Below are 25788 nucleotides of genomic sequence, written 5' to 3' on the forward strand. Positions count from 1 at the left end.
ATACTTTTCAGCTTTCCTTGTATAATTAAACTTTTTACGATACTTTTATTTAGCGTGCGGGAATAAAGAGTCACCCTTCCTTACATTAAATCATTGTGAAATAATTTCTTATTTTGCTCCCCGGCTAGTAAATAGTATTGCTGATAATAATACCGATAATAAATGCTTATAAATTGAGAATAGTTTAATTAACAAAACAAGGAGAATTCAAAAATGCAAAAACTTCTTAAATTTCTGTTCTCAATGGTTTTTCTTGCTATTTCATTTAATTCAGTCCTTTCACAGGGCTGGTTTACACAGGTAAGTAACGCCAGTGGTAATGACCTGCTGTCGCTTTCATTTATCGATGATATGACAGGCTACTGTGTAGGTCAGGGAGGAACAATCATTAAAACCACTAATGGAGGCACAAATTGGGCATTACAATCCTCCGGAACGACCGAGACGCTCAACGGTGTGTTCTTTGTGGACGCAATGACAGGCTACGCAGTTGGTAATGGTCCGTTTCCATCGGGTGACGGTGTGATATTGAAAACCACCAATGGAGGTACTAACTGGGTAATGCAGGCATCAAATACTTCGGGGAATAATCTATATTGTGTTCATTTCTTTTCTGCCGATGTGGGGATTGCCGGGAAGGATTTCGGAGGCGGTGACACTTCTGCTATGATTATGACATCAAACGGCGGTACGAACTGGGTGAGAGTATTCCCGGGTTCGGCAGTGATCGTTTATTCATTCGATTTTCCAACGTCTTCGATCGGTTACGCGACGGGAAGCCAGACAATCCCAAATAATGCATATATACTTTCTACTTCCAATTCGGGAAGTAACTGGGCATACGGCTTTTCGACCTCGACTTCGATACAAACTGATGTTTCATTTGGAAACGCAACAACGGGGTACACATGCGGTTTCTTTGGAACTGTAGCAAAGACGACCAATTCCGGGGGAAATTGGACTGCCCTTACTACAGGGCAATCACCCTCCGATAATTATTTTGGTGTTCATTTTACATCCGCTACAACCGGATATGTAGTGGGCTCGAAGGGCGGAACATCTTTTCCAATTGTAATAAAAACTACCGATGGCGGAAGTAATTGGACAGAGCAGTCAACAGGTCAGGTACAATATCTTGAAGATGTTGCATTTGTCGATGATAATACGGGATGGATCTGCGGCAGGGTAGGATTATTGTTGAAAACAACTACCGGAGGCGCTTTGGTTGGTATAACCAATATAACTTCACAAGCGGTAGATTACACCCTGCAACAAAATTATCCAAACCCTTTCAATCCGGAAACAAAGATCAAGTTTTCTATTCCGGGTGCGGGATCAAAAAATAATGTAAAGCTCAGTGTCTTCGATGCTTCAGGTAAGGAAGTGGCTGTTCTGGTAAACGGCGAACTCAATTCCGGCACGTATGAGTATTCATTCCACGGCGGGAATCTATCCAGCGGGGTTTATTTTTATAAGCTTGAGACGGATGGATTCATAGAAACTAAAAAGATGCTACTGGTCAAGTAACGATAATATAGCAAAGGATCTAAAAAAACCCGGTCATACCGGGTTTTTTTGTTAAAATATAGCATTTCAACTACCTTTTAAAGTGAGTTTATTAACTTACTTCACTTCTTTAATTTAATATTTTACAAAAATATAATATTTTCTTTGGCCTGAAATTTGTAGTAGAAAGTATAAAATCAAGTATATGCGGGGATTTATACTTTTATTTTTTCTTTTTACTACCATAAATAGTCTTTTCTCTCAATTCACATCCGGCTGGGAAACTCAAAATTATTTTTCCTATACCGGAACCGTGAATGACCTCATTTATTTTCCTTCAAACAAAATTGTCGCTGCAGGTGATTACGGTGAAATTTACTATTCCGAAAACGGGGGAATAGATATGAAAAAGATCCCTACGGGGTTTTCATATCATTTGAGGTCAATATCATTTAAGGACAATTCGACGGGTTATATTGCAGGGCATGGGGGCACAATCCTAAAAACCACCGATGGCGGTAAGAAATGGGAAAACCTTATCAGTGGAATATCCGACAATATTTTTGACATCGAAGTAAACAGTAATTACATAATAGCTGTGGGTGAAAGAGGAAAAATTTTGAAATCCACTAATGATGGCTTGACATGGATTTTAAAGGATCAAAATGATTCATACTATCTTCTTGCTATAAAGTTTTTTAATAAAGATACCGGAAATGCTGTCGGTTCAAACGGTACTATCCTGCGAACTACCAACGCAGGTGAAACCTGGAACCGACAAAATACCGGTTTAAATTTTACAGCTCAGTTTACGGATATCGATACACGAAACGACATAGGGATTGTGGTTGGTGATTCCGGTTATGTATTGCGAAGTCTCGATCACGGCGAAAGCTGGACCGATGCAGATACCGCGTCGCACACTAATTTTGGAAAGATACTATATGAAGCAAAGATAATTAACGATACATTAATTTACGTGGTCGGAGAAGGAATGAAGGTTTCGACAGACGGAGGAAATACCTTTGCATTCTCTTATTTTAATAACTTCGGCATAAGTAAAGTGAAATCTATCTCCGTATTAAACCCGGATTCTGTTTATGCCTGCGGAACAAAAGGGATAAGCCTTTTTAGAGGTTCCTATTATGATATCCTCCACTTCCCATTTCATTCATTCGACTATATAAATCTATCCGTTTTAGACGAGAATAATTGCTGGATAAGCGGAGGTCCAACTGCCAAATATTTGTATTCAGTATATAATACTACAAACTCCGGAGAGTCGTGGAATTTTACTAAAATCAATGAATACGAAGATGATTTCTATTCCATGGCTTTCCTGAATATCGATACCGGATTTATTATGGGTAGAATTAATTACCCAGGGCAAATATTAAGGACTACCGATCGAGGCACATCCTGGCAGGTAATTAGAGACTCTACTTACTTCTGGAGAAGGTCGGATATTCGTTTTAGGGATAATTCTTTATATACAATCAAGGATTATCAAATTCATAGATTTGATTATGATGGAAATCTCATAGATACTATACCCAGACCTTTCGGATTACCCGGACATCCAGAGGTGTATGACTTTTTTCTGATCGGTGATTCGACAATTTACATGATCTCCGGTAATTCGCTATATAAGAGCAGTAATAATGGGAGAAACTGGACATATTTAATACAATATTTTTATCAAACCGAATATACAGACTGTTATTTCTACAGCGAAGATTATGGCTTTTTTGTCGGGTATAACTCTGTGATACTGCGAACTACGGGAACGAATCTTCTCGAAGAACTCTACACGGGAAATCCTGAACCTGATCTGGTTTTTAACGGGGTTACAATGTCCGATTTTTACACTGTTCATATAGTCGGAAATGACGGTATTATATATACATCAACTGATGGAGGGGATACGTGGAAATTAATTGAAAGCGGTGTAACGTCAGATCTGAACCAGATAGAGTTTGCAAATGATAAAACCGGCTGGATAGCAGGTGATAATGGTGTGATACTTAAAACAACAACCGGGGGAACAAATTGGGAAAATGTAAATAACGGAATACCTGTTAAGTATACTCTGTATCAAAATTATCCAAATCCCTTTAATCCGGTTACCACAATTAAATTCGATATTCCTGATGACATTGGGACAGCGGTTATTAGAACAAAGTTAGTGATCTATGATGTCATTGGGAGGCAGGTAAAAGTTCTCGTCGATGATGACCTCCAGGCAAATTCATATTCCTATTCCTTCGATGCTTCCGATCTATCCAGTGGAGTGTATTTTTATCGTCTTGTAGCTGGAAATGATTTCTCTCAAACCAAGAAAATGCTGTTAATTAAGTAATATTCATCTAATTTTTTTTTAAAAAAAAACCGGGTTAGTGCGGGTTATTGTTTAATAGATAGTCTCAACTACTTAATGGTCAATTGAGTTTTCCGGATTGCAATACCAGTAGATAGGTATATCGTCCATTAAGTCACCGAACTTTGATAAGATGCTTTCCGGATATCCGAATTTATTGTAAAGAGCCAGTCTTTGCGCAGGATAGTACCATGATAAAGCATAAGGTTGTAAATCGGTAAGGATCCCATCTATTTCTCTAACTATTTCAACCCTTCTTGTTTTATCAAAGGAAATAGTATATTCGTTACAAAGCTGGTCTATCCGGGTATTTTTTACACCAGCCCAATTTGTCGAATAAAGTTCATCTGCGGATTCTGAACCGAAAGAACTTACGGGATTAGGGAAAAGTAATCCACCCCATGCGGCTACGATCATTTGAAACTCCCTTTCGCTTCCATTAATATAAGAATCAGATATATCTAGTAGCTTAAGTTTTATCTTTATCCCAGCTTTTTTACAGTCTTCTTGATAATAAGTAAGAAACTTGGTGAGCGTTGGACTTCCATATGTAATTTCAGCTTCCAGCGTTTTACCATTTTTTTCAAGATAACCATCCGAATTTTTACTACTCCATCCTGATTTTAATAAATATTTTTTGGCTTCCTCAGGATTATATCTAACTTTTGGATTAGAGGGGTTAGCATATTCGCTATTATCCCAGTATGAATCTTCAGGCTTTGGGTATCCATCATACAATTCGTTGATAAATCTTTCTCTGTCATAAAGATACGAAAGCGCTTTTCTTATGTTTACATCATCAAAGGGAGGTTTTCTCATGTTAAAACAAATACCTCTGACTCCACTTGGGTATTTATTGAAAACTTCTTTCCTCAAGATAGTTCTACTATTGTCGCTATCAAGCTTCTTCCAGTCCCGGATCTTGGAGACTGTAGTTAAATCTATTATGTCGATATTACCATTTAGAAACGCTTCAAACTCAGATCCCTTTACAAGTTCAAATTTTATTTGATCAAAATTAAATTTTCCTTTATTCCAAGGCTCGTTATATCCCCAATAATCATTTCTTCTGGTTAAAGTAATAGATTTTCCATCTACAACATTATTGGGATCCAAGGCATACGGTCCACTTCCGGGGACATATTCAAAATCAAACATATTTAAAAATTGGTCCCCGGTCAGTCCTCCGATCACATGAGCAGGTAGCAAACTTATTTGTGAGAAATATTTAAACATTCTCCAATCCAAATCTTTTGTCTTCACAGAAACAATATATTTGCTTTCGGCAATAGGCATGTCAAATCCTTGAAAGAGTTCGTTTGTATATGGTGATCGAATTCCAGGATCTACCAATAGCTTCCATGTTGCTATTACATCTTCCGTTGTTACTGGCATTCCATCAGACCACCTTGCCTTTGGATTTATTCTAAATTTAAATTCTTTTTTGTCCTCGGAAATCCACCAATGTGTTGCCAGTCTAGGAATATCATCAAGGGTTACCGGATCTAAACCTAAAAGGCTTTCGTATCCCAGCTCATAATAGAAAATGTAATTCCAATAATAGTTTGCGTATTCTCCCACTACCCTGAATGTTACGGGGAAATCCTGTAGTGGAAGTACAATACTTCCACCTTTTACGGCGTTTGGATTGCCAATAGTGTTATAATTCATATTTGTTATCCATCCTTCTCCTGTAAAACCCTCTCCGCCCTGCTCTGGCGATACTGTAGAATCACTTAATGTGATAGAATTAGAAACGTATTCATTGCCTCTTAGATTGTTTGTAGCTAAAATAAAGATTACATATATTGTAAAAACAATAAATAGATTTGACTTATTCATTTTCTTGGATTAAGTTATGAATATACACAAGGATATTCTGAAATAATAGTTTTTTTTACTTACATATAATCCTCCGCAAGTATTTCCACTTCCCATCGTCCAATCAGTAAAAGAGAAAATCTCTAATTTACTGAAAGGGGATATTATCATGAAAACTAAATTAATTTCAGCAGCAATGGTTATAATAGGACTTATATATTTGCTTGCATTCTACGGATGCAATGAATCGAGCGCGATCACAAATACGGAGACTTCAGGTAGTTCAGGAACCGGCGGTGAGGTGCCGGCTATTTATTCAAAGCTTTACGGCGCATACGATATGTATGTCGATGGTGATTATCTCGTCGTAAAGACAAAGGATCTCCCGGATCACGGAAGCCCGTATTATACGGGAAGCGGTTATGAAGCTTACAATGGAAACAATCAGAACTTTAACCTGAACCCAAACAGGATCAGGGAGCAGGATATTACTCTAAGGATTCCGCTGAATCCAACTGAGGCTTCAAATCACCAATCCACGCCAATGGGGGTAATAGGTGTATCGCTGAATGGAGTGCCGTTCTTTAATCAATACGCAGCAGGAGGTGTGCCATTGACAGGCGAAATAAATTCTTTCGATCAGTATAATGGTCACCCTCAGATGACAGGCTTGTATCACTATCATATTGAACCTACTTATCTGACGCAGGCTTACGGAAGAGATGCATTGTTAGGATATTTGCTGGACGGATTCCCGGTTTACGGACCTGAGGAAAACGGGCAGACCTTAACAAATTCCGACCTGGATGAATACCATGGACACTTTGGACCGACTGCGGATTACCCTGACGGTATTTACCATTACCATATAACGGATGAAGCGCCCTATCTGAACGGTGACGGATTCTACGGTGTACCGGGAACAGTAAGCCAATAAAGAAACTCTTAATAATACTGAAATGAAGAACATCAAAATTAATATAGTATTAATGCTAGTTACAGCCGGTATAATCGCCGGCTGTAACGATAGCGATACTGTAACAAGTGTTTCATCGACAGATCCGGAATTAGGTGACGCTCTTGTTACTACTTATCATAAGTTTTACGGGGCGTACGAGGTGTCCTTTGAAGGGGACTATGTAGTAATGAAAACAAAGGGACGTCCGGAACATCCAAGCCCGTATTATCAGGGGACTCAATGGGAGGGATCATTATATGAACCATATAACGGCACAAATCAGAACTTTCACCAAAACCCAAACCACATCAATGAGTTTAACTTCACTTTTAAGATCCCGTTACATCCACAGGCATCAGGTACTCCAACCCCGACGCCGCTTGGACCAATCGGAGTAGCGCTTAATGGTGTACCGATATTTAATCAGTATGCGGCAGGCGGTGTACCTCTGACAGGAGAAATTAATTCCTTCGATCAATATGGCGGACACCCGACGGGTAATCATATGTATCACTATCATGTCGAGCCATTGTATTTGACTACATTGTACGGCAGGGATGCACTGGTGGGGTACTTGCTGGACGGATTCCCTGTATACGGTCCTGTCGAGAACGGAAAAGTTTTAACAACAAGTACTCTAGATGCATATCACGGTCATTTTGGTGTGACCAGGGAATATCCAAATGGGATATATCACTATCATATCACAGATGACGCACCTTATATCAATGGTGATGGATTTTACGGGACGCCGGGTACAGTAACTCAATAAAGATTGTTGGTGTCTCATAAAAGACTCTCCGGATCGATTCCGGAGAGCCTTTTATATTTATAAAGTATTAAATTATAGCTATTTAAAGAAGTGCAAGTATTTACGCGTAACACCGTCTAATTATACAAATGGGTAAGATGAAAACATTAGTATTAATATTGTTTTTAGCCGTAACACTGAATATAGCCGGATGCTCATCGGTTAATAACGGAGCTATAGAAGCGGCATCGATCGTCGTCGAAGAGAAGACGGTAAGCGCCGATGACAAAGGGCTCTCGTTGAGCAACGGAACGGTTCTTTATAATGGTGAACCGTTTTCCGGAACGGTGATAGGGTTATATGAAAGCGGAGATTCGGCGTCTGTTTCATCATACTACCTTGGGAAAGAAAATGGATGGTCATATAAATGGTACCCCGACGGTACAAAAATGGAAGAGCGTTATTACGAAAACGGAAAGAAAGAGGGGACTCACAAGGCGTGGTATGAAGACGGCAGTCCGAGATTCGTATATAATTTCGTAAATGGTGAATATAACGGCAGTGTGCAGGAGTGGTATCCGAACGGACAGATGTATAAGAACTTTTACTATGAAAAGGGTTACGAAACGGGCATGCAGACTGCATGGGAAACAAACGGAAAGCTCCTGGCTAATTACGAGGTGAAAAACGGCAGAAAATACGGTCTTACCGGAACTCATAACTGTAAATCACTTTGGGATAATGAAAACTCTATGTAAATACATATTGATCGCATTAGCGGTAATTTCAGTTTCAGGCTGTGGTATGAAAGAGGAAGAAAGCACAAGCACGCTTCCATATTACAACGGCTCTGACTTCACACCTATCTGGATAGCTCCCGGTGAAAGTGTACCGGATAGCATTCATAAGGTAGATCAGTTCTCTTTCATCGATCAAAACGGTGAGACGGTAACTAACGAAACATACGAAGGCAAAATATACGCGGCGAACTTCTTCTTTACTTCATGCCCGAGTATCTGTCCCGTAATGACGAAGAATTTGAAAACTGTCGAAGATGAATTTGCGGATGATGATGAGGTTATGTTTATTTCGCATAGCGTAACCCCGGACATCGATTCGGTCAAAAGACTGAGACAATTTGCCGACACATACGGAATAGATGACAATAAATGGCACATGGTAACCGGAGATAAAGCCGACATATATAATCTCGCATGGTATTCATATTTTGCTGATGAGAACCCCGGTTTTTCCGAGGATTCGAGCGAATTCATTCATAGTGAGCATGTACTCCTTGTAGATCAAAACGGCTACATTAGGGGAGTTTACAAAGGCACGCTGGAGCTGGAAATGCAGAGAATGTCGGATGATATAGCGATATTGGAATCAGAGAATTAGTTCTTATTTATTCAGTATATTATTCTCTACTGCCCCGTGTAAAAGCGGGGCTTTTTATTAGGTATTTTAATTAAATATTCAGTTTCTTAACTTAAACCTGTGAAAAATCTGAAAAGATACATACCGCTGTTTATTACGGTCGGCGTATTTGTTTGCCTGTTCGTAGTGTTTAATATGACAAACACACCACCGAAACAAATTTCACAGCTTTCGCCGGAGCAGTCATCTTATTTTGAGGAGTTCGGCACGCCCGAAATATATTCCGAAAAATATATTTCAAGAAACGGTGGCTTACTTAATTCAAGAATAAATATACAACCCGGAGTTTCAGAGCCTAAAGTGACAGCAAACCCCGTTAAAAGCGACGTATTCGCCGTTGCGTCGAATGATTTTTCCGCCCAGAACTCTGCCGGCATATATATTACTGAGGATGGCGGAGTGAACTGGGATCTTGTGCAGGTTCCTCTCTCCATAATAAAAGTAAAGAACACATTCTACTCAGACCCGTGGGTAGAGTATGATAATTCCGGTAACCTGGCTTTTGCGGCAGTGGTAATAAGAACGGATAACGATCACAGGAGCGTGGTGTTTAATGTTTCCAGGGACAACGGAAAGACATGGCTCGACCTGCCGATAATTCTAAAGAGCAAGGAGTCCGATTCGGAAGGATTCGATAAGCCAAAGGTACACTTCGATAACAGCAGCAATGTATATGTAACGTGGCTTGAGGAAGGAGACGGTACAGAAGATGTTTACATGAGTATTAGTCATGACGGCGGAAAGACATTTGGCGGAGCGAATGTTATTGCTAAGGGTGAAATACAATATGATGATGTGCTCTTCGATAACGACAAAGTATATCTGGTTTACGCGGAGGAGCATGAGGAGATCAAGCTTATCAGCTCAAATGATAAAGGTGTTACATGGAGCAATCCTGTTACTATTGCGGAATATCAGCATTATGAAAAGGTCGAGGGCGGTCAGTTCGTAATAAAGCACAACGGTGAAAAAGGCATAAGGGTTAATTCAGACCCGCAGGCTCTAATATCGGACGGAAAACTGTTCATAACTTTTGCCGGGCAGGCTGAGAATAAAGACCTCTCGCAGATTTACTTTATCAGCGGGGATCTGCAGACAATGCAGTTCAGCGAGCCGCGAGCTCTGGACGGAAATCCAACCGGGGATAAATTCATGCCGGCTCTTTGTAAAGACAATAATGGAACCATTTTTGTATTATACTACTCTTCTCAAAACGATCCGGGCAACCTTATGACCGAAGCGTATCTCGCTTCTACAAAAGACCTCGGAAACTCATTCACATTTACAAATCTCTCTACCGAAAGTTTCGATCCGCTGGATATTGTGGTGGATGGAAGCTACATGGGTGATTATATTTCACTAGCTGTGAACCGTGACAGGCTCGTTGCAGTCTGGACCGACGGAAGGCAGGGCAGTCTCGACCTTATGGCAGGCGTGATAAATTATTAATCCAAATCATAGTCTTTCCTTAGAATTTATTTATGTTCAAAATAATACCAATGATCATCTAATTTCCAGCCTTTTTCATCATACGTTGAGTGATAATCTAATAATGGGTAATATACAATTCCATTGTCATCCGAAAAATCAAAATGGACAGTTTTCGCATCGGGTGCTTTATTAATCAATCTAACTTTAGTTTTTATTAAAAACTGCAAGGAAGTTCTAATTAAAATAGTATCAATTTTACTTTTTGATGCAATATCGAAAAGACTTTGATTACTATTCCTATCATATATCTCGCGAAAACTTGTGTTCCAAAATTTTATTTCATCATCGACACTCAAACCCGTAAGAATAATACTAAAATAATTATCATCTGCACTAGAAATATTATAGAGTACTGCCCCCCCAAAAGGGAGATCTATTCCATTCGAATCAAACCTTGATATTGTTACACATGTGTTTTGATTAAAAAAAGCATTTCCTAAAGAGATAATTTCTTCTTTATTTGAATTATAAATCATTTTGCTTTTTTCAAAATCACTTAAACTTTTCGAATCACATGCGATAATGTTTAATACTATCAAAGATGATATTAATATTTTAGGCATAGCTACAAATCTTAGGCGAGATATTCTTTTAACTTTTCTATCGCTTTTCCTCTGTGCGATACCTCATTCTTTTCTTCAGCGCTTAGTTCGGCGAAAGTCTTATTATATCCATCCGGGATAAAAAGCGGGTCATATCCGAATCCATTCTCACCGCGCATTTCCGTAATTATTTTCCCAGGGCATACTCCCTCGAACATGTGATACTCTTCGGGGGACAGGTACAAGCATATCACGGTCTTAAAGTGAGCGGGAGACTCATTTAGATCCCTCTCTTTTAATTCGGATATGAGCTTATAGCAGTTATCGGAATACGATGCGTTTTCACCGGCATATCTCGCGGAATATACTCCGGGTCTTCCGTCCAGCGCATCCACGAACAAGCCCGTATCATCCGAAATAACCGGTATCTCCACTGCATCATATATCTCTTTGGCTTTTTTAAAAGCATTGCCTTCGAGCGTATCCGCGGTTTCTTCTACGTCGATTTCGATCCCTTTGGAATTTAACGAATATACTTTCGTGCCGTTATTGGAGAGTATAGAACTTATTTCCCACGTCTTGTGCGGATTATTTGAAGCTATGAGAAGTTCTTTCATATCGTTGAGTTTATTCATAAGGGATCTCTTCTTTATATTGAAGTTGATAGAGTTTGTAGTAAAGTCCGCCTTTTTCGAGAAGCTCCTGGTGCGTGCCCATTTCCTTGATCTCTCCTTTATGCATTACTATTATTTTATCGCATTTTTGTATTGTGGAGAGCCTGTGCGCAATGATGATCGAAGTTCTTCCTTCTATGAGCTTTTTGATCGCTTCCTGTATAAGTATCTCTGTGTGTGTATCCACGCTCGATGTTGCTTCATCTAGTATGAGTATTTTAGGATCATAAGCCAGCGCTCTTGCAAATGATATGAGCTGTTTCTGTCCGGTCGAAAAAGACGACCCGCGCTCCAGCACTTCATTATCGAGCTTGTCGGGAAGTGTCTGCACAAAGTCATACAGCCCTACATTCTTTACGGCATTATCCACTACCTCGCTGGTGATGGATTCCTTGCCAAGTGTGATGTTAGAGCGTATCGTGCCTCTGAAAAGGAACACGTCCTGTAATACGATGGCGATATTCTTTCTTAGCTCATGCTGGCGCATCTTCCGGAGGTCTATACCGTCAACCAGTATCTCACCTTCATTCACGTCATAAAATCTGCACAGAAGGTTAATTATGGTGCTTTTACCCGCGCCTGTCGCGCCTACAAATGCCACCTTTTCGCCTTCATTTATCTTAAAACTGACGTTTTTTATGACGTACTCATCCGGGTTATAGCCAAAAGAGACGTTTTTAAATTCTATCGTACCCTTTAGATTCTCCGGCTCGACAGGGTCTTTTGGGTCTACTACCGGGGTCTGGTAGTCCAGCACCTCAAATATCCTTTCACTGGATGCCATTGCCTGCTGGAGTATGTTATATTTTTCTGAGAGGTCGCGTATCGGACGGAAGAACATTTCCGTATATTGCAGGAATGCGATAACCACACCAACCGAAACCGCGCCCTGGACGACCTGTCCGCCACCATACCATATAATAAGAGCCATTGCTATCGCGCCTATCAATTCGACGATGGGGAAGAAGACCGCGTAATAAAAAACGCTCCTTATATTCTGGTTTGTATGCTCCCTGTTGACTTCCTCGAAATCCTTTACCGTCTGGTCTTCCTTGTTAAAATACTGTACAATGGATATTCCCGATATATGCTCCTGTATGTAAGAGTTAAGCCTGGCAATAAGTAAACGTATCTTTCTGAACGAATCTCTTACTTTTCTCCTGAATACCGATGTCGCATATATCAATAGAGGTAATACGGCAAGTGTTACGAGCGTGAGCTTCACGTCGAGGTAGAACATGAATGAAACTATTCCCAATATTAAAAAAATGTCACCGAATGCCGTTACTATACCCGACGAAAACACTTCGAAAAGAACTTCGATGTCGTTAGTAACTCTGGTTACCAGTCGTCCTATCGGGTTTTTATCGAAGTATTTCAGGTTAAGATTCAATATGTGGTCGAAGATCTTCCTTCGCAGGTCGAAAGTTATATTCTGTCCTATCCAGCTGGTAAGGTACGTCATTCCGTATTGTATAGCCCCCTGCAGTACCAGGCTAAGTCCGAAAAGTAATACAATGAATTGTAATCCGGGGATGTCGCCTTTGGTAATGTAGTCATCGACCGCCATTTGTGTGAACGCGGGGCGTATTGCCGCCAGCCCGGATATGCTGATTGTTAGTATTACCGCCAGTACGACAAACTTTTTATATGGTTTGACGAATACCAGCAGTCTTTTCAGCAGCGCGGAGTCTATCGGTTTCCCTAATTCTTCTTCTTCGTGTAATCCTGCCATTTACAGCTCTTTTATTTCTTCTTCCAGTAATTGCTTTGAATAGATGTCATAGTAAATTCCCTTCAGCGCGAGTAGTTCATTATGTGTACCTTCTTCTTTTATCTCACCATGTCCGAGTACTATTATATTGTTTGCGTTTTGAATGGAAGATATTCTGTGTGAAATAATAATGTTGGTCCTTCCTTTCATAATTGTCTTCAGCTCCTGAAGTATCTGTTCCTCCGTATGGGTATCGACAGCCGAGAGCGAATCGTCCAGTATCAAAACTTTCGGACGTTTGTAGATAGCTCTTGCGAGCGATGTTCTCTGCTTTTGACCGCCCGACAGTGTGATGCCTCTTTCGCCGACCATTGTGTCGAATTTATGCGGGAAATCCATCACGTCCTTATAGAGATCTGCCGACCTGGCTGAGTTTTCTACAAGTTCTACATCCAGCGAATCGGACGAGTAAGAAATATTCTTGCCGATCTTCGTCGAAAAGAGGAACGATTCCTGTGGTACTATACCTATGGATGCTCTTAATAATTTAAGCGGTATCTTTCTGATGTCGTGCCCGTCCATGTAAATACCACCCTCCGTTACGTCGAATATACGAGGTAGAAGGTTGATAAATGTACTTTTGCCCGATCCTGTATGCCCTATTATGCCCAGTGTAGTGCCTTTTGGGATAATAAGGTTTATGTTTTTAAGGGCGTAAGTTTCTGTATTCGGATACTTGAATGACACATCCTTAAATTCGATTGCTCCGTGCAGATCTTTTTCGGTGATGCTCTTATCGGTATCGTTATTGTCGGCAATGTCGGGTTTGAGGTCGGTAATGCTCAGTATTCTCTTCATCGATGGAGCCGCTCTTTGTATGATATTTACTATCCACCCGATTGCGATCATCGGCCATGTAAGCTGACCAAGGTAAATAATGAACTCCGATATATTACCCAGTGTCATCTGTCCGTTGATGACCTTGAGTCCGCCAAAGTATATAACAAGTATTATCGAAACCCACGTGAGCAGGAACATCATAGGGAAAGTAAATGCCTGTACCTTTGCGAGTGAGAGGTTCTTTTTGTAGTAATCCCTGGACTGTGTATAAAACTCGTTCATTTCATACTCTTCTCTAACGAAAGACTTAACAACCCTGATGCCGGAGAATACCTCCTGCGCCAGTGAAGTCAGATCGGAGAATTTTTCCTGTACCTTTTGTGATCTTGAATAGGCAAATTTTCCCATGAAGTAAACCAGTATCGAAATAAGGGGCAACGGTGCTAGTGAGATAAGAGTTACCTCTACATTTATAGATAAAAGTATATATAGAAAGACGATCGTCCTTGTAAAAGTCTGCAATGAATACATTATTCCCGGTCCGAGGAAGTTCCTGACGTTATTAATATCGTTCGTGGCATGAGCCATAAGGTCGCCCACGGTGCGGGAATTATAGAATTTCTTTGTCATTAGCTGTAAATGCGCAAAGAAGTCCAGCCGGAGATCGTTTTCGACCTCGCGTGAGACCACTATAATAGATTGCCGTGTGAAGAATAAGAATAATCCGGAAAGCGCGGTCAATCCAACAATAGCAAGGGCATACTGTACCAAGGAATAATCACCAGTGCCATGCTGGAGGAAATCAACAGCGCGTCCGACAACAAGTGGTATCACTGCGCTTACGCAAATGTGCAGAATTATAAAGAAATACCCGAATATGATTTTTCCCTTATATCTTTTAAGGTAGGGAGCTAAACGAAGTAGTGGTTTCATATATTATGTACAAATATCGGCAATTTTACCCGATGAGAAAATGCAAATAAATGGTGAAATTTTTATGATTCTGAACTCTTTATAGACGGTTATACGTTTTCGCATTATTATTGTTTAGACTTGCAAATAATATTTAATTAGATAATTTTCATTTTATAATGAAAAACAGGCTCATAATATCGTTTTGCGTGCATCTATTACTGGGGATACTCTTTGTGTTTCCCATTTACTCTGCCGAGGATTTTGAATTTAGCGGTAATTCACTTGAGAACATTGGCTACTTTGGAAAGGAAAGCGGAAGCGATCTAAATACGGTATTTTACAAGAACACCAGTTCATCTTACCGTATCAAATGCCTGCCTGCTATAAAAGAACTTGGTAGTGTTTCCTTTTTACCAATAAAAGTTTGCGAGACGGACTCCTGTTCCGATTTTCTCCTTAGATACTCGCATCAGATAGTTGACATCTCCTTATTGAAATGTATTAGAAGCGTAGTCATGTTGTGTTAGACACCTGCCAAATTTCTGCTTGGTTTTAAATTTCAACTCACATTTAATTTTTTAAAAAGTTGCTTTCCGGATTTTATTCCGGTTTAGCCTATTTACATGTCCGGAAAATTAATAAATGATATTCCTGCATACGCTCTCGTGCGTGAGATACGGACTTTCTTACGTCTCAACTCCCGATTGCATAACTATATTCTCGTATTAGCAGTCGTAACTTGGGGTGTAATGGTTGCCGATCTTCAAACCGAACTCTCACAGGAACGGGAAGAGCTCGAGCAGATCATTGCCGAATTATCAGAGTCTAGGATACAGGTTGAACCAGCAACAAACAATCTGGATGTTCCATCCTTTCAAGGTATTTCATACCTCCTTTCAGATGAAAATTTTCGATCACACATAATAGTTTTTGAGAGGAAGTGTAGAGCTCCACCTCGCATCGGTTAGTTTGTATGATGTGCATTTAAAAACTAATCGAAAGGTAATGATATGAAGAGAAGTTTTATATACATTTTTTTAATGTGTTTTCTATTACAGGCACCGCTGTTTGCTCAAACGATCAGGGTTTTGGATGAAACTACTCTAACCGCGATCTCAAATGCTGAGATAACGTCGGAGCTGAATAAGGATAATCCAATATATACGGATGTTCTCGGGCAGGCAGATATCTCGAAAATTGCCGGTGCTGATAGGATCACTATTGAAGCTGTCGGTTACAAAACCAGGCAGACTTCCTTTGATAAACTTAAATCCAATAGCTACAGGGTGTACATGTCTGAAACCGTGTATTCTGTGGATGAGATAGTGGTTTCGGAATTAAAATTTCCCGAAAAATTATCCGACGTACCGAAACAGGTGGACATTATTACTGCTCCTGAAATAAGATTTAAGAATCAGCAAACAACAGCTGATCTTCTCCAGAATACCGGGAATGTACTCGTGCAGAAGAGCCAGCTCGGCGGCGGAAGCCCGATCTTACGCGGATTGGAAGCTAATAAGATACTTCTTGTAATTGATGGTATCAGGCTGAACAATGCTATATTTCGCGGTGGTCACCTTCAAAATGTATTAAGAATTGACCAGGATATTTTAAGCAGGGCGGAAGTTCTTTTCGGTAATGGTTCCGTTATTTATGGTAGCGACGCGCTGGGCGGCGTTATTAGTTTCACTACAAAGGACCCGTTGTTAAGCCCAAGCAAAAAAACATTGTTCACTACTTCTGCATACGGAAGGTATTCGTCCGTTGATGAGGAAAAAGCCGGCCACCTCGATTTTAATATCGGATTGGAAAAGGTAGCTTTCCTCACCAGTCTCACTTACAATGACATCGGTGACCTTAAGCAGGGATCTTCTGACGGTGGTCTCGATACCCTGTGGAGCAGGAATTTCGTTCAGGGCAGAATAAACGGAATGGACACAATGCTGGTAAATGACGACGATAATCTGCAAACTCCTTCGGGTTATTACCAGTATGATATTCTGCAAAAAGTTCTCTTTAAGCAGAATAACAATGTTTCGCATATGCTGAATTTCCATTACTCCAATACTAACGATATTCCGAGATATGACAGGCTTGCCGCCACTAATTCAAGCGGACAGTTTACTTCCGCGGAATGGTACTACGGACCGGAAAAAAGAATACTGGGCTCATACCAGATGAGATTTAATACAAAAAAGACTATCTTCGATAACGGTCTCTTTACTCTAGCCTACCAGGATATTGAGGAAAGCAGGCACTCGAGGAGCTGGAATTCATCTAATAGAACGGACAGGAATGAAAAAGTAAAAGTTTATTCGGGCAACCTCGATTTTGCGAAAAAGATCAATAGCAGTGACTTAAGCTATGGTCTGGAATTTTACTACAATGACGTAAACTCCACCGCATCGAGGGAAAATATAAATACTGGTGCAATAACTCCTGCTTCTACGCGTTATGCCGACGGCGGAGCAACCATGAGCACATTTGCCGCTTACTTTTCCAATTATTACGAATTCAACAGGAATTTCGTACTGACACAGGGTATAAGGTATAACTATGTGGACCTGGAAGCAACTTTCAATGATACAACTTTCTATAAGTATCCTGCAGGAACAGTATCTCAGATAAATAATGCTCTTACTGGTAATCTGGGTATGGTCATATATCCGGATAAGAAAAAGAATTACAAGATATCACTCATGGGATCGACGGGATTCCGCGCTCCGAACGTGGATGACCTTTCCAAGGTGTTCGATTCACAACCCGGAAGCGTTATCGTACCTAACCCGAATCTTGGACCGGAAAACTCATACCAGGGAGAACTCACCTTTGCCGGAATTTTTGGCGACAGAGTTCTTGCCAGCGTAACGGGATATTATAACTACTTACAAAATATAATCATCACTGCGCCGTTCCTTGTAAATGGTCAGGACTCTATTGTATATGACGGTGTTCTTAGCCAGGTACTTGCAAACCAGAACGCGCAGACAGGCTATATCTATGGATTTAACTTCAGCCTGAATGCGGATATCTCCGATAACTTTGCCTTCAACGGTACTGTAAATTATACCTACGGAAGGATAAAGACGGACACAACTGACTATCCTCTGGACCATATCCCACCGTTATTTGGTAGAGCAGGTCTTATATTCAAATATGACAAACTAAAGAGTGAATTCTATACTTTGTTTAATGGAATGAAGGACAAAGACGATTATAACTTATTTGGTGAAGACAACTTCTCCGGCGCTACCCCTGAAGGTATGCCGGGATGGTTTACTCTGAACTTCGACGCGATATACCAATTCGTTCCTTATGCTGCGATACAGGTCGGTGTCGAAAATATTCTTGATAAAAGATACAGAGTTTTTGCTTCGGGGATAAGCGCTCCGGGCAGGAATTTTGTTGCTACCCTAAGGTTAAGTTATTAGTGTCCAATAAAGGTAATCAGCACGATAAGGGGGGCTTAGTCCCCCCTTTAATTTAATTGATAAATTTTCAATATTAATAGTAAATAAATAATTAATGCCAGGCAGAATTTTTATAGTATTGTTATTCATTGGGCTTATATGCTCTAATTTGGTCTTTGCACAGGATGAAGAGGAACGTGAACGTGAGGAAGAAGAGAGACAGGATACGCTAAAGACGGAGATAAACGAAGTCGTTATTACGGGTACAAGGACATACAAAAGGATCATCGACATCCCGTATTCTGTATTCAGAGTAAAGGACGAGGAAATAAAGTTCGGCAGGAATGTGAACGCAAAAGACCTTCTTGCTGACGTTCCGGGATTGTTCTTACAGACTCGTTACGGTAATGACGTGAGAATTTCGATAAGAGGATTTGGAACCAGGTCTAATTCGGGAATTCGCGGTATCAGGGTACTTCTCGACGGAATTCCGGAATCTGATCCGGACGGTGAAACCTCGATCGACGGAATTGATTACACCACGCTCGGTGGTGTTGAAGTTGTGAAAGGAAACCTCTCATCTCTATATACAAATTCTCCTGGCGGTGTTGTGAACTTCATTACGGACATGGATTTCGGCTCCAGCTATGTAAGATCGCTAAACGAAGTGGGGCAGTTCGATCTCCTCATGAATGGTGTACAGGTTGGACTCAATGATAAAAATTACAAGGTCTTTACAAGCTATAACTACAGGAATCTCATTGGCTACAGGGAGCATAGTAATGAGTACCGTCATCTTTTGAATGCGGTTTACATGTCCTTTCCTAATTCCTCCAGTTCCATGTCACTCTTTTTTAATGCGACCGACGGATTGCAAAAACTTCCCGGATCGCTCACTCTCGAAGAATATGAAAACGATCCTCAACAAGCATACTTTCAGGCAGTATCGAGCGATTACAAAAGGATAACCCAAAAGGGAAGGCTTGCTCTTAAGTACAGGAAGCTTTTCGGCAGGGATAATGTTCATGATTTTGAATTTACGGGTTACGGCGCTGTAAGGAATCTGGATTATACTACTAATACGCTTTATAACATCCGTCAGAAATATATCATCGGTACAATGGCGCGGTTCATCGAGCAGACACCTCTTTTTGGCAGGGAAAACGAGTTTACTTCCGGTATAGATTACTTTTACATCAATGGTCCGCTGTCTTCCTATGATAACGTAGCCGGGCAGAAGGGCGACCAGCTTCAATCTCAAAACGACGAGACTCAGTTCAATATAGGTGCTTACTTCCAGGACCAGATAAATATTCTAAAAGGAAAGATGTATTTCCTGGCATCGGGAAGGTATGACAAGGTTGGATTCATAAACGACGATATGCTATTCGGCGCAAGGAATTCCGAGCGCGTTTTTGAGAGGTTCACTCCAAAGTTCGCTCTGAATTACAAGCTTAGACATGATGTGGCGATTTATACTTCGTATGGGTTTGGATTCGATACTCCGTCATCGTCGGAACTCGAGAACTATCCCGCCAGTTCAAATAACGGTTTCACTACATTGAATCCGGACATCGAACCCCAAACATCGAAAAACTTCGAGCTGGGTATTAAGGGCGATATAGTCGATAAGAGCCGTCCATTCCTGAGAAAGGTGTTTTTTGAGGTTACATTTTTCAATACTATCATAGATGATGAAATTGTACCGTTTACGATCACAGACAGAACTTATTACAGGAACGCCGCTCAAACCAACAGAACCGGTGTAGAATGCGGACTTAAGATAGAACCTTTCAGAAAAACTGATGTTATAGTTAATTACACGTACACGGACTTTGTCTATGACCAGTATATTGCGAGAACATATAACCAGCAGGGTATTCCTATCGATGCGGATTATTCCGGCAATAGGGTTCCATCGGTTCCTCAGCATTTGGTGAATTTCATCATCGAGCATGAAAGGGAACTGACGGAGCACTTCGAAGCCTTGTTCTTATTTGACTGTGACTATGTAAGCAGTATGTATGTGGACGATCAGAATACCGAACAAACTGACCCGTATTTTTATGCTAATTTCCTCACCGGATTGAACTGGAAAGTTGGAAATGCCTCGATGATACTATCCGGCGGAATGAATAACATTTTTGACAAAAAATATGTAGGCTTTATTAATATTAATGCTAACCCGGAATTTCCTCAAAACCAGAGAAGATACTATGAACCGGGTGAACCCAGAAGTTTTTATATGAAGTTTAATATATCTTACAGGTTATGAAGACCTTATCTAGTATAATAATATTGTTGTTAGTAGCGACGGGTAGTGTGTTTGCGCAGTTTCCTAATTTTCTCATACACCCTTCCGGTAATAACCAGATCGAACCGTCGATAGTCGTGAGTCCTCAAAATCACATGCTAATGTTTTGCAGTGCTTATACAATAAGCGGATCATTTAGAAGCGAGGGTATATATGTTTCCACAAATGGAGGCGCGACATGGTTTGGAACTGACACATGCCAGGGACAGCCGATAACGACAGGGCACGGCGGTGATCCGGGTCCGATAATAGATAAGGACGGTGTTTTTATTCTTACTCACCAGGGAGGATTCTTCCCGGGTATGTACGCGAATTTTTCTACGAATAACGGATCGACTTGGTCCGATAATTTTACTATAGCGCAAAACGATCAGGACAAGGGCAGTCCGGGCACGGATAATATCCCGACGAGTCCTTATTATGGGAGGTCATTTCTTGTTTGGACGAGATTTGTTTCGCCCTTTCCGGTAGTTATCTCGTACACTACTAATTCCGGAACTTCATGGCAGACACCTTTCATTCAGATCAATAACTCTCTCCCGGGACGGCAGTCTCTTGCGCCTGTGACAGCTACTTCTTCTAATGGTTTTCAATGCGTTGCATGGGCGTCCAGCCTCACTACGTCACCCTTTAATGAAAAAAGCATAGGCTTTGCTAAGTCAACGAATGGGGGAGTCAATTGGAGCGTTCAGGAAAGCATTTATGACTGTAATGGCGTGAAAACTTCATCACAAGCTCCATGGAGCATAAGGATCAATGGTTACCCTTCGATGGATATAGATAATACCGGCGGTCCAAGAAATGGCTGGATATACATCGTTACAGGGGAAAAGGACCTTGCCCCGGCCGGTACCGATCCCGATATAGTATTTCACCGTTCGACCGATAATGGCGCTACATGGTCGGCTGGTGTGCGTGTTAATCAGGATCCAATAAATAACGGGAGAGTGCAGTTTTTCCCATACATAGTGGTTGATGGTGACGGGGGACTTAATGTTGTATATTATGACAATAGGAATACGCCCGACTCACTGGATGTTTATATTTCTCACTCGAATAACGGCGGACAGACGTGGACAGACCATATGATAAGCAGTCATAAGTACTATCCTAAAGCCGTTAGCGGAGCCGGAGCCGGGAATCAGGGTGACAACATCGGAATGACATATTTCGACGGAAAGCTTCTTCCGGTATGGATGGACAATACAACAGGAAAATACCAGGTGTGGGGGGCAATAGTGGATGTCTCCAGCATTGGAGTAACTTCTATAAGTAGCGAAATTCCGGAAAGTTTTAATTTAGATCAAAATTATCCTAATCCATTTAATCCTTCTACAAAGATAAACTTCTCTCTTCCCGTGAGGTCAGCAGTATCATTACAAATTTATGATATGAGCGGTCGTTTGGTAAAGACCCTTGCTGAGAGCGGTGAGTTTTCACCGGGCAGTTACAGCATCGATTTTGACGGAAGTGCGCTTTCGAGTGGTGTTTATTACTACAGTTTGCGCACAGAGAGCGGGATTTTAACGAGGAAAATGGTACTTCTCAAATAAAGCCTACTTTACCAGAACCATCTTTTTAGTTTCGGATATAACTTCACTGCCGTTTACAGGCGTTATCGTAAGATTATAATAATAGATTCCTGATGCCAGCCCGTCGGCATTAAAGTTAATGAAATGCTCTCCCGCAGTCTTAAACCCGTTGTTATTACTCTTTATCTCACGTCCATTAATATCATATACTTTTAATGTAACATAAGCATTGTTTCGTAAGTCGTAGCTGATAACCGTGACCGGATTGAATGGATTAGGATAATTTTGAAAAAGTGTATAGTTTAGAGGTAGTTCTGTGTAGGGATTATTTATTCCAACGTTTGTGTAATGGTATTTAAGGACGGTGCCGTTTTCTCCGCAGGCATATCCATGCGCCGTATCGGTAAATTGCAGATCATATATTACAGAGCTATCCGGCGTCGGAATATTAGTCCAATTATTACCTCCGTCTGTTGTATACAGCATAAGCTGAGCAAATCCCAATGGGGCCCAGCCTTCGAGCGGTTTTCTAAAGGATATTGCCCCCGCTATACCAAATACATTAAGACTGGTATAATTCCACGATCGCCCGCCGTCATCCGACCTTACCACACCCGACCCGTATTCATAGTCTCCGCCTACGCCTATTATATTAAGTGAATCAAAATAATGAATATCCTGTACGGGTTCAGGTCCTACCGCCTCAGATGACCAGTTAAATCCTCCGTTGGTGGTCTTCCATATTACTCCGGCAACGTCTATTATTCCCCCGCACCCTAATCCGTTATCCCTGTTGTAAAAATCGAATTTTATTACGGGGAAGTTTGCGGTAAATGAAGAATCGACGTAAGCATCTATCCATTTGTCACCCCCGTCTGTTGTGTATAATAATCTTCCGGGGTAGCCTCCTATCCATCCGTTCTGCAGATCGTAGAAATATATAGTGTTGAAATAAACGTCGTCCTCCGGGTACATTTGGTTTGACCAGTTGACTCCGCCGTTTGTGGTTTTTAGCATCACTGTTCCGTATGGTCCGCCCGATCCAACTATCTTCCATGCCAGAGCCCAACCCAGGGTATCATTTAGGAAGAATACATCTATTAAACCGTAATTAACACCGCTTTCTTGCAATACCCAGCTGTTTCCGCCTGTCGAAGTGTACATTATCACGCCGGAATCTCCGATCACCCAGCCCCGCAGACTGTCCAGAAAGAACACTTCTTCGAGCCTTTCGTCCACGGGTGTATTGATCTTTGACCAGGGATTTTGAGCCATAACTGTGCTTCCCATTGTCAGCATCAATACCGCTGTCAATATTTTAATTCTAAGGACCAATATTTTAAACCAAATTCCTGCTTATGTTATTATAACAAACAATTGTTATAAAATCACTTATATAATTATGGGAGATTATTGCGCTTTCTGAAGAACCATTCTGCGCACAACATTAATATCAATAGCGATAGAAAGTACGGATTTATGTTTAGACTGAAATTCTTCAGCGATTCTATTTTATCCGATGACTTATCATTGATCCCGGACAGGAAATCCGATATCTCATTTCCGGTTAATCCGCTAAGATTCTTTCCGCCCGTCTCATTTGACAATATTGATAGGATGCTGTTATCTGCTCTTGTATTTAGATATTCGTAATTATTCTCTCCAACCAAAAACCTTCCCTCGTCACTCTCCACGAATTGATCCCGTACATACAGGCTAGCCGTATAAGTGTAATCTCCATCCACGGGGACTCTGATGCCTCCCTCGAATGTTGTATTATTTATCTTTGTCAGCTCCAGCTCTCCGTTAAACCCGGTACCGTTTATTTTTACCCGGATTGCTTCACCGCCGATTATTTCCGGGTCATTGAGCGAGGCAATGAACTTTACATCCTCATACTTTGAAAAAACGGGACGTGTTGTCTCTATGGAAAATTTCTTCTGCCTGTCTTTATCAGCTATATATGCAACCGTTGTCGAAAGCAGATAGTTCAAAGCTTCTGCGCCGTTCGTTTTACGCGGGCTCAGCCTCCATTTATACAGCCCGTGTACCAGTATAGCCGCTGAGTGATTATCGCTCGTATTTTGGACAACGAACGCCGGCTCCGATGACGCAGTAAGTAGTATTGTCTCCGACGACGGATTCGCTATAAAGTTCGTCCCCCCGATAAATACCGGAGGGAGATTGTTTATCGACGACAATATCTCATTACGCCCGAATGCCTCATTCTCGACTATGCTCACGGTCTTTACACTTGTTTCACTTTCCGACTCTGAATAGTTGCTTGCACGGAAGGGAAGCTTATTCTCGAGCAGTGCCAGCTTCGAATAATCCGTGTTCTTGCTCGCCAGGAAGAACAGCGACGCTTTATTATTTTCTACTGCATCCCTTATTCCCGTTAGCATGTCGTTACTACTTACTGCGATGGGGTATCCGATAAGTATAAACACCCTGAATTGCCCTAGCTCCGGGGGTGCTCCCTCATAATATGATGTTGCGCTTTTTTGCGTGAGAAAGGTTGTCTCGAAATTACCTATCTTCTTTATCTCTTCCTTCACAAAGGCATTTTCATAGCTCGGACCGCCCGATAGTGCCAGCACCTTGAACTTATTATCTATGAACTTTATGAAAAACTCTCTGTAGTTATTCTTATCCGTTATCTCACCGTTTAGCGGGACTGCCTCGATCTTATACTTCTTCATGCCCGGGGTCAGGGAAGTGATATTAAAATCCGCATTATACAAAATTCTATTACCCGATACTGTTATAGTTTGCGATGTGATCAACTTGTCTTCTTCGTAAAGGTTCAGCGTTACATTTTCTGAATATCCGAACGAATTCAGTTCTACCTTTAAAGGTACGGAGCTCTCGATGAAAGACGATTTATTGTAGAATATATCCTTTACTACTACATCCTTCTTTTGAACTGTATCCCCGATAAGAAAATAATTGAACGGCGCATTAAGCTTACGTGCGGTGAACAAAGGATTCCCGCCCTCGTTTAGCATGCCGTCAGAGACGACAGTCACAGTAGAGATATTACCGGACGCATACAGCTCCTCCAGGCTGGAAAGCGCATCCGATAGGTTAGTTTCATTATTATCTATCTCAAAATAACGTATGGAATCCTCTATCTCACTTCCGATACCTTTGGAAAACGTAAAGAACTTATTTTCGGCACTTCCCGGACTGATCGGAAGCAGAATATCTCTGTAAGTGCTGTCGGATGATTTATATCTGTCTTCGAGGTAGAGACTCTTCGAATTGTCTATTAAAAAAATATTGACAGGCTCTATCCGTAGGACCGATATAAACGATATCACCGGCGATGCGAGAAGCATCAGCAGAAAAAAAAGTGTAAGAGATCTTAAAATGGTGAATAATATCCTGCGGTTTTTTGATAGGGCGGTCTTACGGTAGTAGTAAAAAGCGATCAAGACCGATACAATCATTATCACTATAAAGAAAATAATATTGTATTCGGTCTTGATGAAAAAGTTCATTAT

General features: G+C 41.0%; 19 protein-coding genes. 12 read left to right on the forward strand and 7 right to left on the reverse strand.

Going from position 1 to position 25788, the window contains the following annotated elements; all coding sequences use genetic code 11:
* The first annotated feature begins 213 nt into the window (after nt 1-213).
* Together H6614_02885 and H6614_02890 are read left to right on the forward strand one after the other, a co-directional pair.
* A complete protein-coding gene (locus H6614_02885; GenBank protein ID MCB9242593.1) occupies nt 214-1527 on the forward strand; it encodes a T9SS type A sorting domain-containing protein in 1314 nt (437 codons plus the stop codon).
* A gap of 292 nt (nt 1528-1819) precedes the next feature.
* Entirely contained in the window at nt 1820-3865 is a 2046-nt protein-coding gene (locus H6614_02890; GenBank protein ID MCB9242594.1) for a T9SS type A sorting domain-containing protein, read from the forward strand.
* A gap of 72 nt (nt 3866-3937) precedes the next feature.
* Here the strand turns inward: H6614_02890 and H6614_02895 are convergent, their stop codons facing one another.
* Nucleotides 3938-5725, reverse strand: a complete 1788-nt coding sequence (locus H6614_02895; protein MCB9242595.1) for a hypothetical protein — start codon at nt 5723-5725, stop codon at nt 3938-3940.
* Between the two features lie 148 nt (nt 5726-5873).
* Here H6614_02895 and H6614_02900 point away from each other — a divergent pair, with 148 nt between their 5' ends.
* The 5 genes from H6614_02900 (at nt 5874) to H6614_02920 (ending at nt 10299) form a co-directional block, all read left to right on the forward strand.
* Nucleotides 5874-6641 carry a YHYH protein gene (locus H6614_02900; protein ID MCB9242596.1) on the forward strand — a complete coding sequence of 256 codons (768 nt, stop codon included), beginning with the start codon at nt 5874-5876 and terminating at the stop codon, nt 6639-6641.
* Nucleotides 6642-6663: 22 nt separating this feature from the next.
* Nucleotides 6664-7434 carry a YHYH protein gene (locus H6614_02905; GenBank protein MCB9242597.1) on the forward strand — a complete coding sequence of 257 codons (771 nt, stop codon included), beginning with the start codon at nt 6664-6666 and terminating at the stop codon, nt 7432-7434.
* 137 nt (nt 7435-7571) lie between these two features.
* Nucleotides 7572-8171 carry a hypothetical protein gene (locus H6614_02910; GenBank protein MCB9242598.1) on the forward strand — a complete coding sequence of 200 codons (600 nt, stop codon included), beginning with the start codon at nt 7572-7574 and terminating at the stop codon, nt 8169-8171.
* Between the two features lie 46 nt (nt 8172-8217).
* Nucleotides 8218-8811: an SCO family protein gene (locus H6614_02915; protein MCB9242599.1), complete on the forward strand. Its 594-nt coding sequence runs from the start codon at nt 8218-8220 to the stop codon at nt 8809-8811.
* Between the two features lie 99 nt (nt 8812-8910).
* Nucleotides 8911-10299, forward strand: a complete 1389-nt coding sequence (locus H6614_02920; GenBank protein MCB9242600.1) for an exo-alpha-sialidase — start codon at nt 8911-8913, stop codon at nt 10297-10299.
* Between the two features lie 26 nt (nt 10300-10325).
* Here the strand turns inward: H6614_02920 and H6614_02925 are convergent, their stop codons facing one another.
* The 4 genes from H6614_02925 to H6614_02940 are packed head-to-tail and all read right to left on the reverse strand — an operon-like array spanning nt 10326 to nt 15044.
* Nucleotides 10326-10904, reverse strand: coding sequence for a hypothetical protein (locus H6614_02925; GenBank protein ID MCB9242601.1), 579 nt, complete (start codon nt 10902-10904; stop codon nt 10326-10328).
* Between the two features lie 11 nt (nt 10905-10915).
* Nucleotides 10916-11500: an RdgB/HAM1 family non-canonical purine NTP pyrophosphatase gene (gene rdgB, locus H6614_02930; GenBank protein ID MCB9242602.1), complete on the reverse strand. Its 585-nt coding sequence runs from the start codon at nt 11498-11500 to the stop codon at nt 10916-10918.
* A 10-nt stretch (nt 11501-11510) separates the two neighbouring features.
* Nucleotides 11511-13292 carry an ABC transporter ATP-binding protein gene (locus tag H6614_02935; protein ID MCB9242603.1) on the reverse strand — a complete coding sequence of 594 codons (1782 nt, stop codon included), beginning with the start codon at nt 13290-13292 and terminating at the stop codon, nt 11511-11513.
* Entirely contained in the window at nt 13293-15044 is a 1752-nt protein-coding gene (locus tag H6614_02940; GenBank protein MCB9242604.1) for an ABC transporter ATP-binding protein, read from the reverse strand.
* Between the two features lie 158 nt (nt 15045-15202).
* On the opposite strand from H6614_02940, the gene H6614_02945 reads away from it, so the two are divergent.
* The 5 genes from H6614_02945 to H6614_02965 all read left to right on the forward strand — a co-directional run bounded on the left by H6614_02945 (nt 15203) and on the right by H6614_02965 (nt 22303).
* The gene (locus tag H6614_02945) at nt 15203-15553 is read left to right on the forward strand and encodes a hypothetical protein (protein MCB9242605.1); all 351 of its coding nucleotides are present in this window, start codon (nt 15203-15205) and stop codon (nt 15551-15553) included.
* Nucleotides 15554-15649: 96 nt separating this feature from the next.
* The gene (locus tag H6614_02950; protein MCB9242606.1) at nt 15650-15994 is read left to right on the forward strand and encodes a hypothetical protein; all 345 of its coding nucleotides are present in this window, start codon (nt 15650-15652) and stop codon (nt 15992-15994) included.
* Nucleotides 15995-16036: 42 nt separating this feature from the next.
* Complete coding sequence (locus H6614_02955; GenBank protein MCB9242607.1) at nt 16037-18457, forward strand: TonB-dependent receptor; 2421 nt, start codon at nt 16037-16039, stop codon at nt 18455-18457.
* Nucleotides 18458-18551: 94 nt separating this feature from the next.
* On the forward strand, nt 18552-20711 hold the full coding sequence (locus tag H6614_02960; GenBank protein MCB9242608.1) for a TonB-dependent receptor: 2160 nt from the start codon (nt 18552-18554) through the stop codon (nt 20709-20711).
* Complete coding sequence (locus H6614_02965) at nt 20708-22303, forward strand: exo-alpha-sialidase (protein ID MCB9242609.1); 1596 nt, start codon at nt 20708-20710, stop codon at nt 22301-22303. Before H6614_02960 ends, H6614_02965 begins: the two co-directional genes overlap by 4 nt.
* A 3-nt stretch (nt 22304-22306) precedes the next feature.
* On the opposite strand, the gene H6614_02970 is transcribed toward H6614_02965, so the two are convergent.
* Together H6614_02970 and H6614_02975 are read right to left on the reverse strand one after the other, a co-directional pair.
* On the reverse strand, nt 22307-23617 hold the full coding sequence (locus H6614_02970) for a T9SS type A sorting domain-containing protein (protein MCB9242610.1): 1311 nt from the start codon (nt 23615-23617) through the stop codon (nt 22307-22309).
* Between the two features lie 65 nt (nt 23618-23682).
* Nucleotides 23683-25785: a hypothetical protein gene (locus tag H6614_02975; protein MCB9242611.1), complete on the reverse strand. Its 2103-nt coding sequence runs from the start codon at nt 25783-25785 to the stop codon at nt 23683-23685.
* Nucleotides 25786-25788 lie beyond the last annotated feature (3 nt).

Source organism: Ignavibacteriales bacterium, assembly GCA_020635255.1.
Classification (GTDB): domain Bacteria; phylum Bacteroidota; class Ignavibacteria; order Tepidaquicellales; family Tepidaquicellaceae; genus JAEYVS01.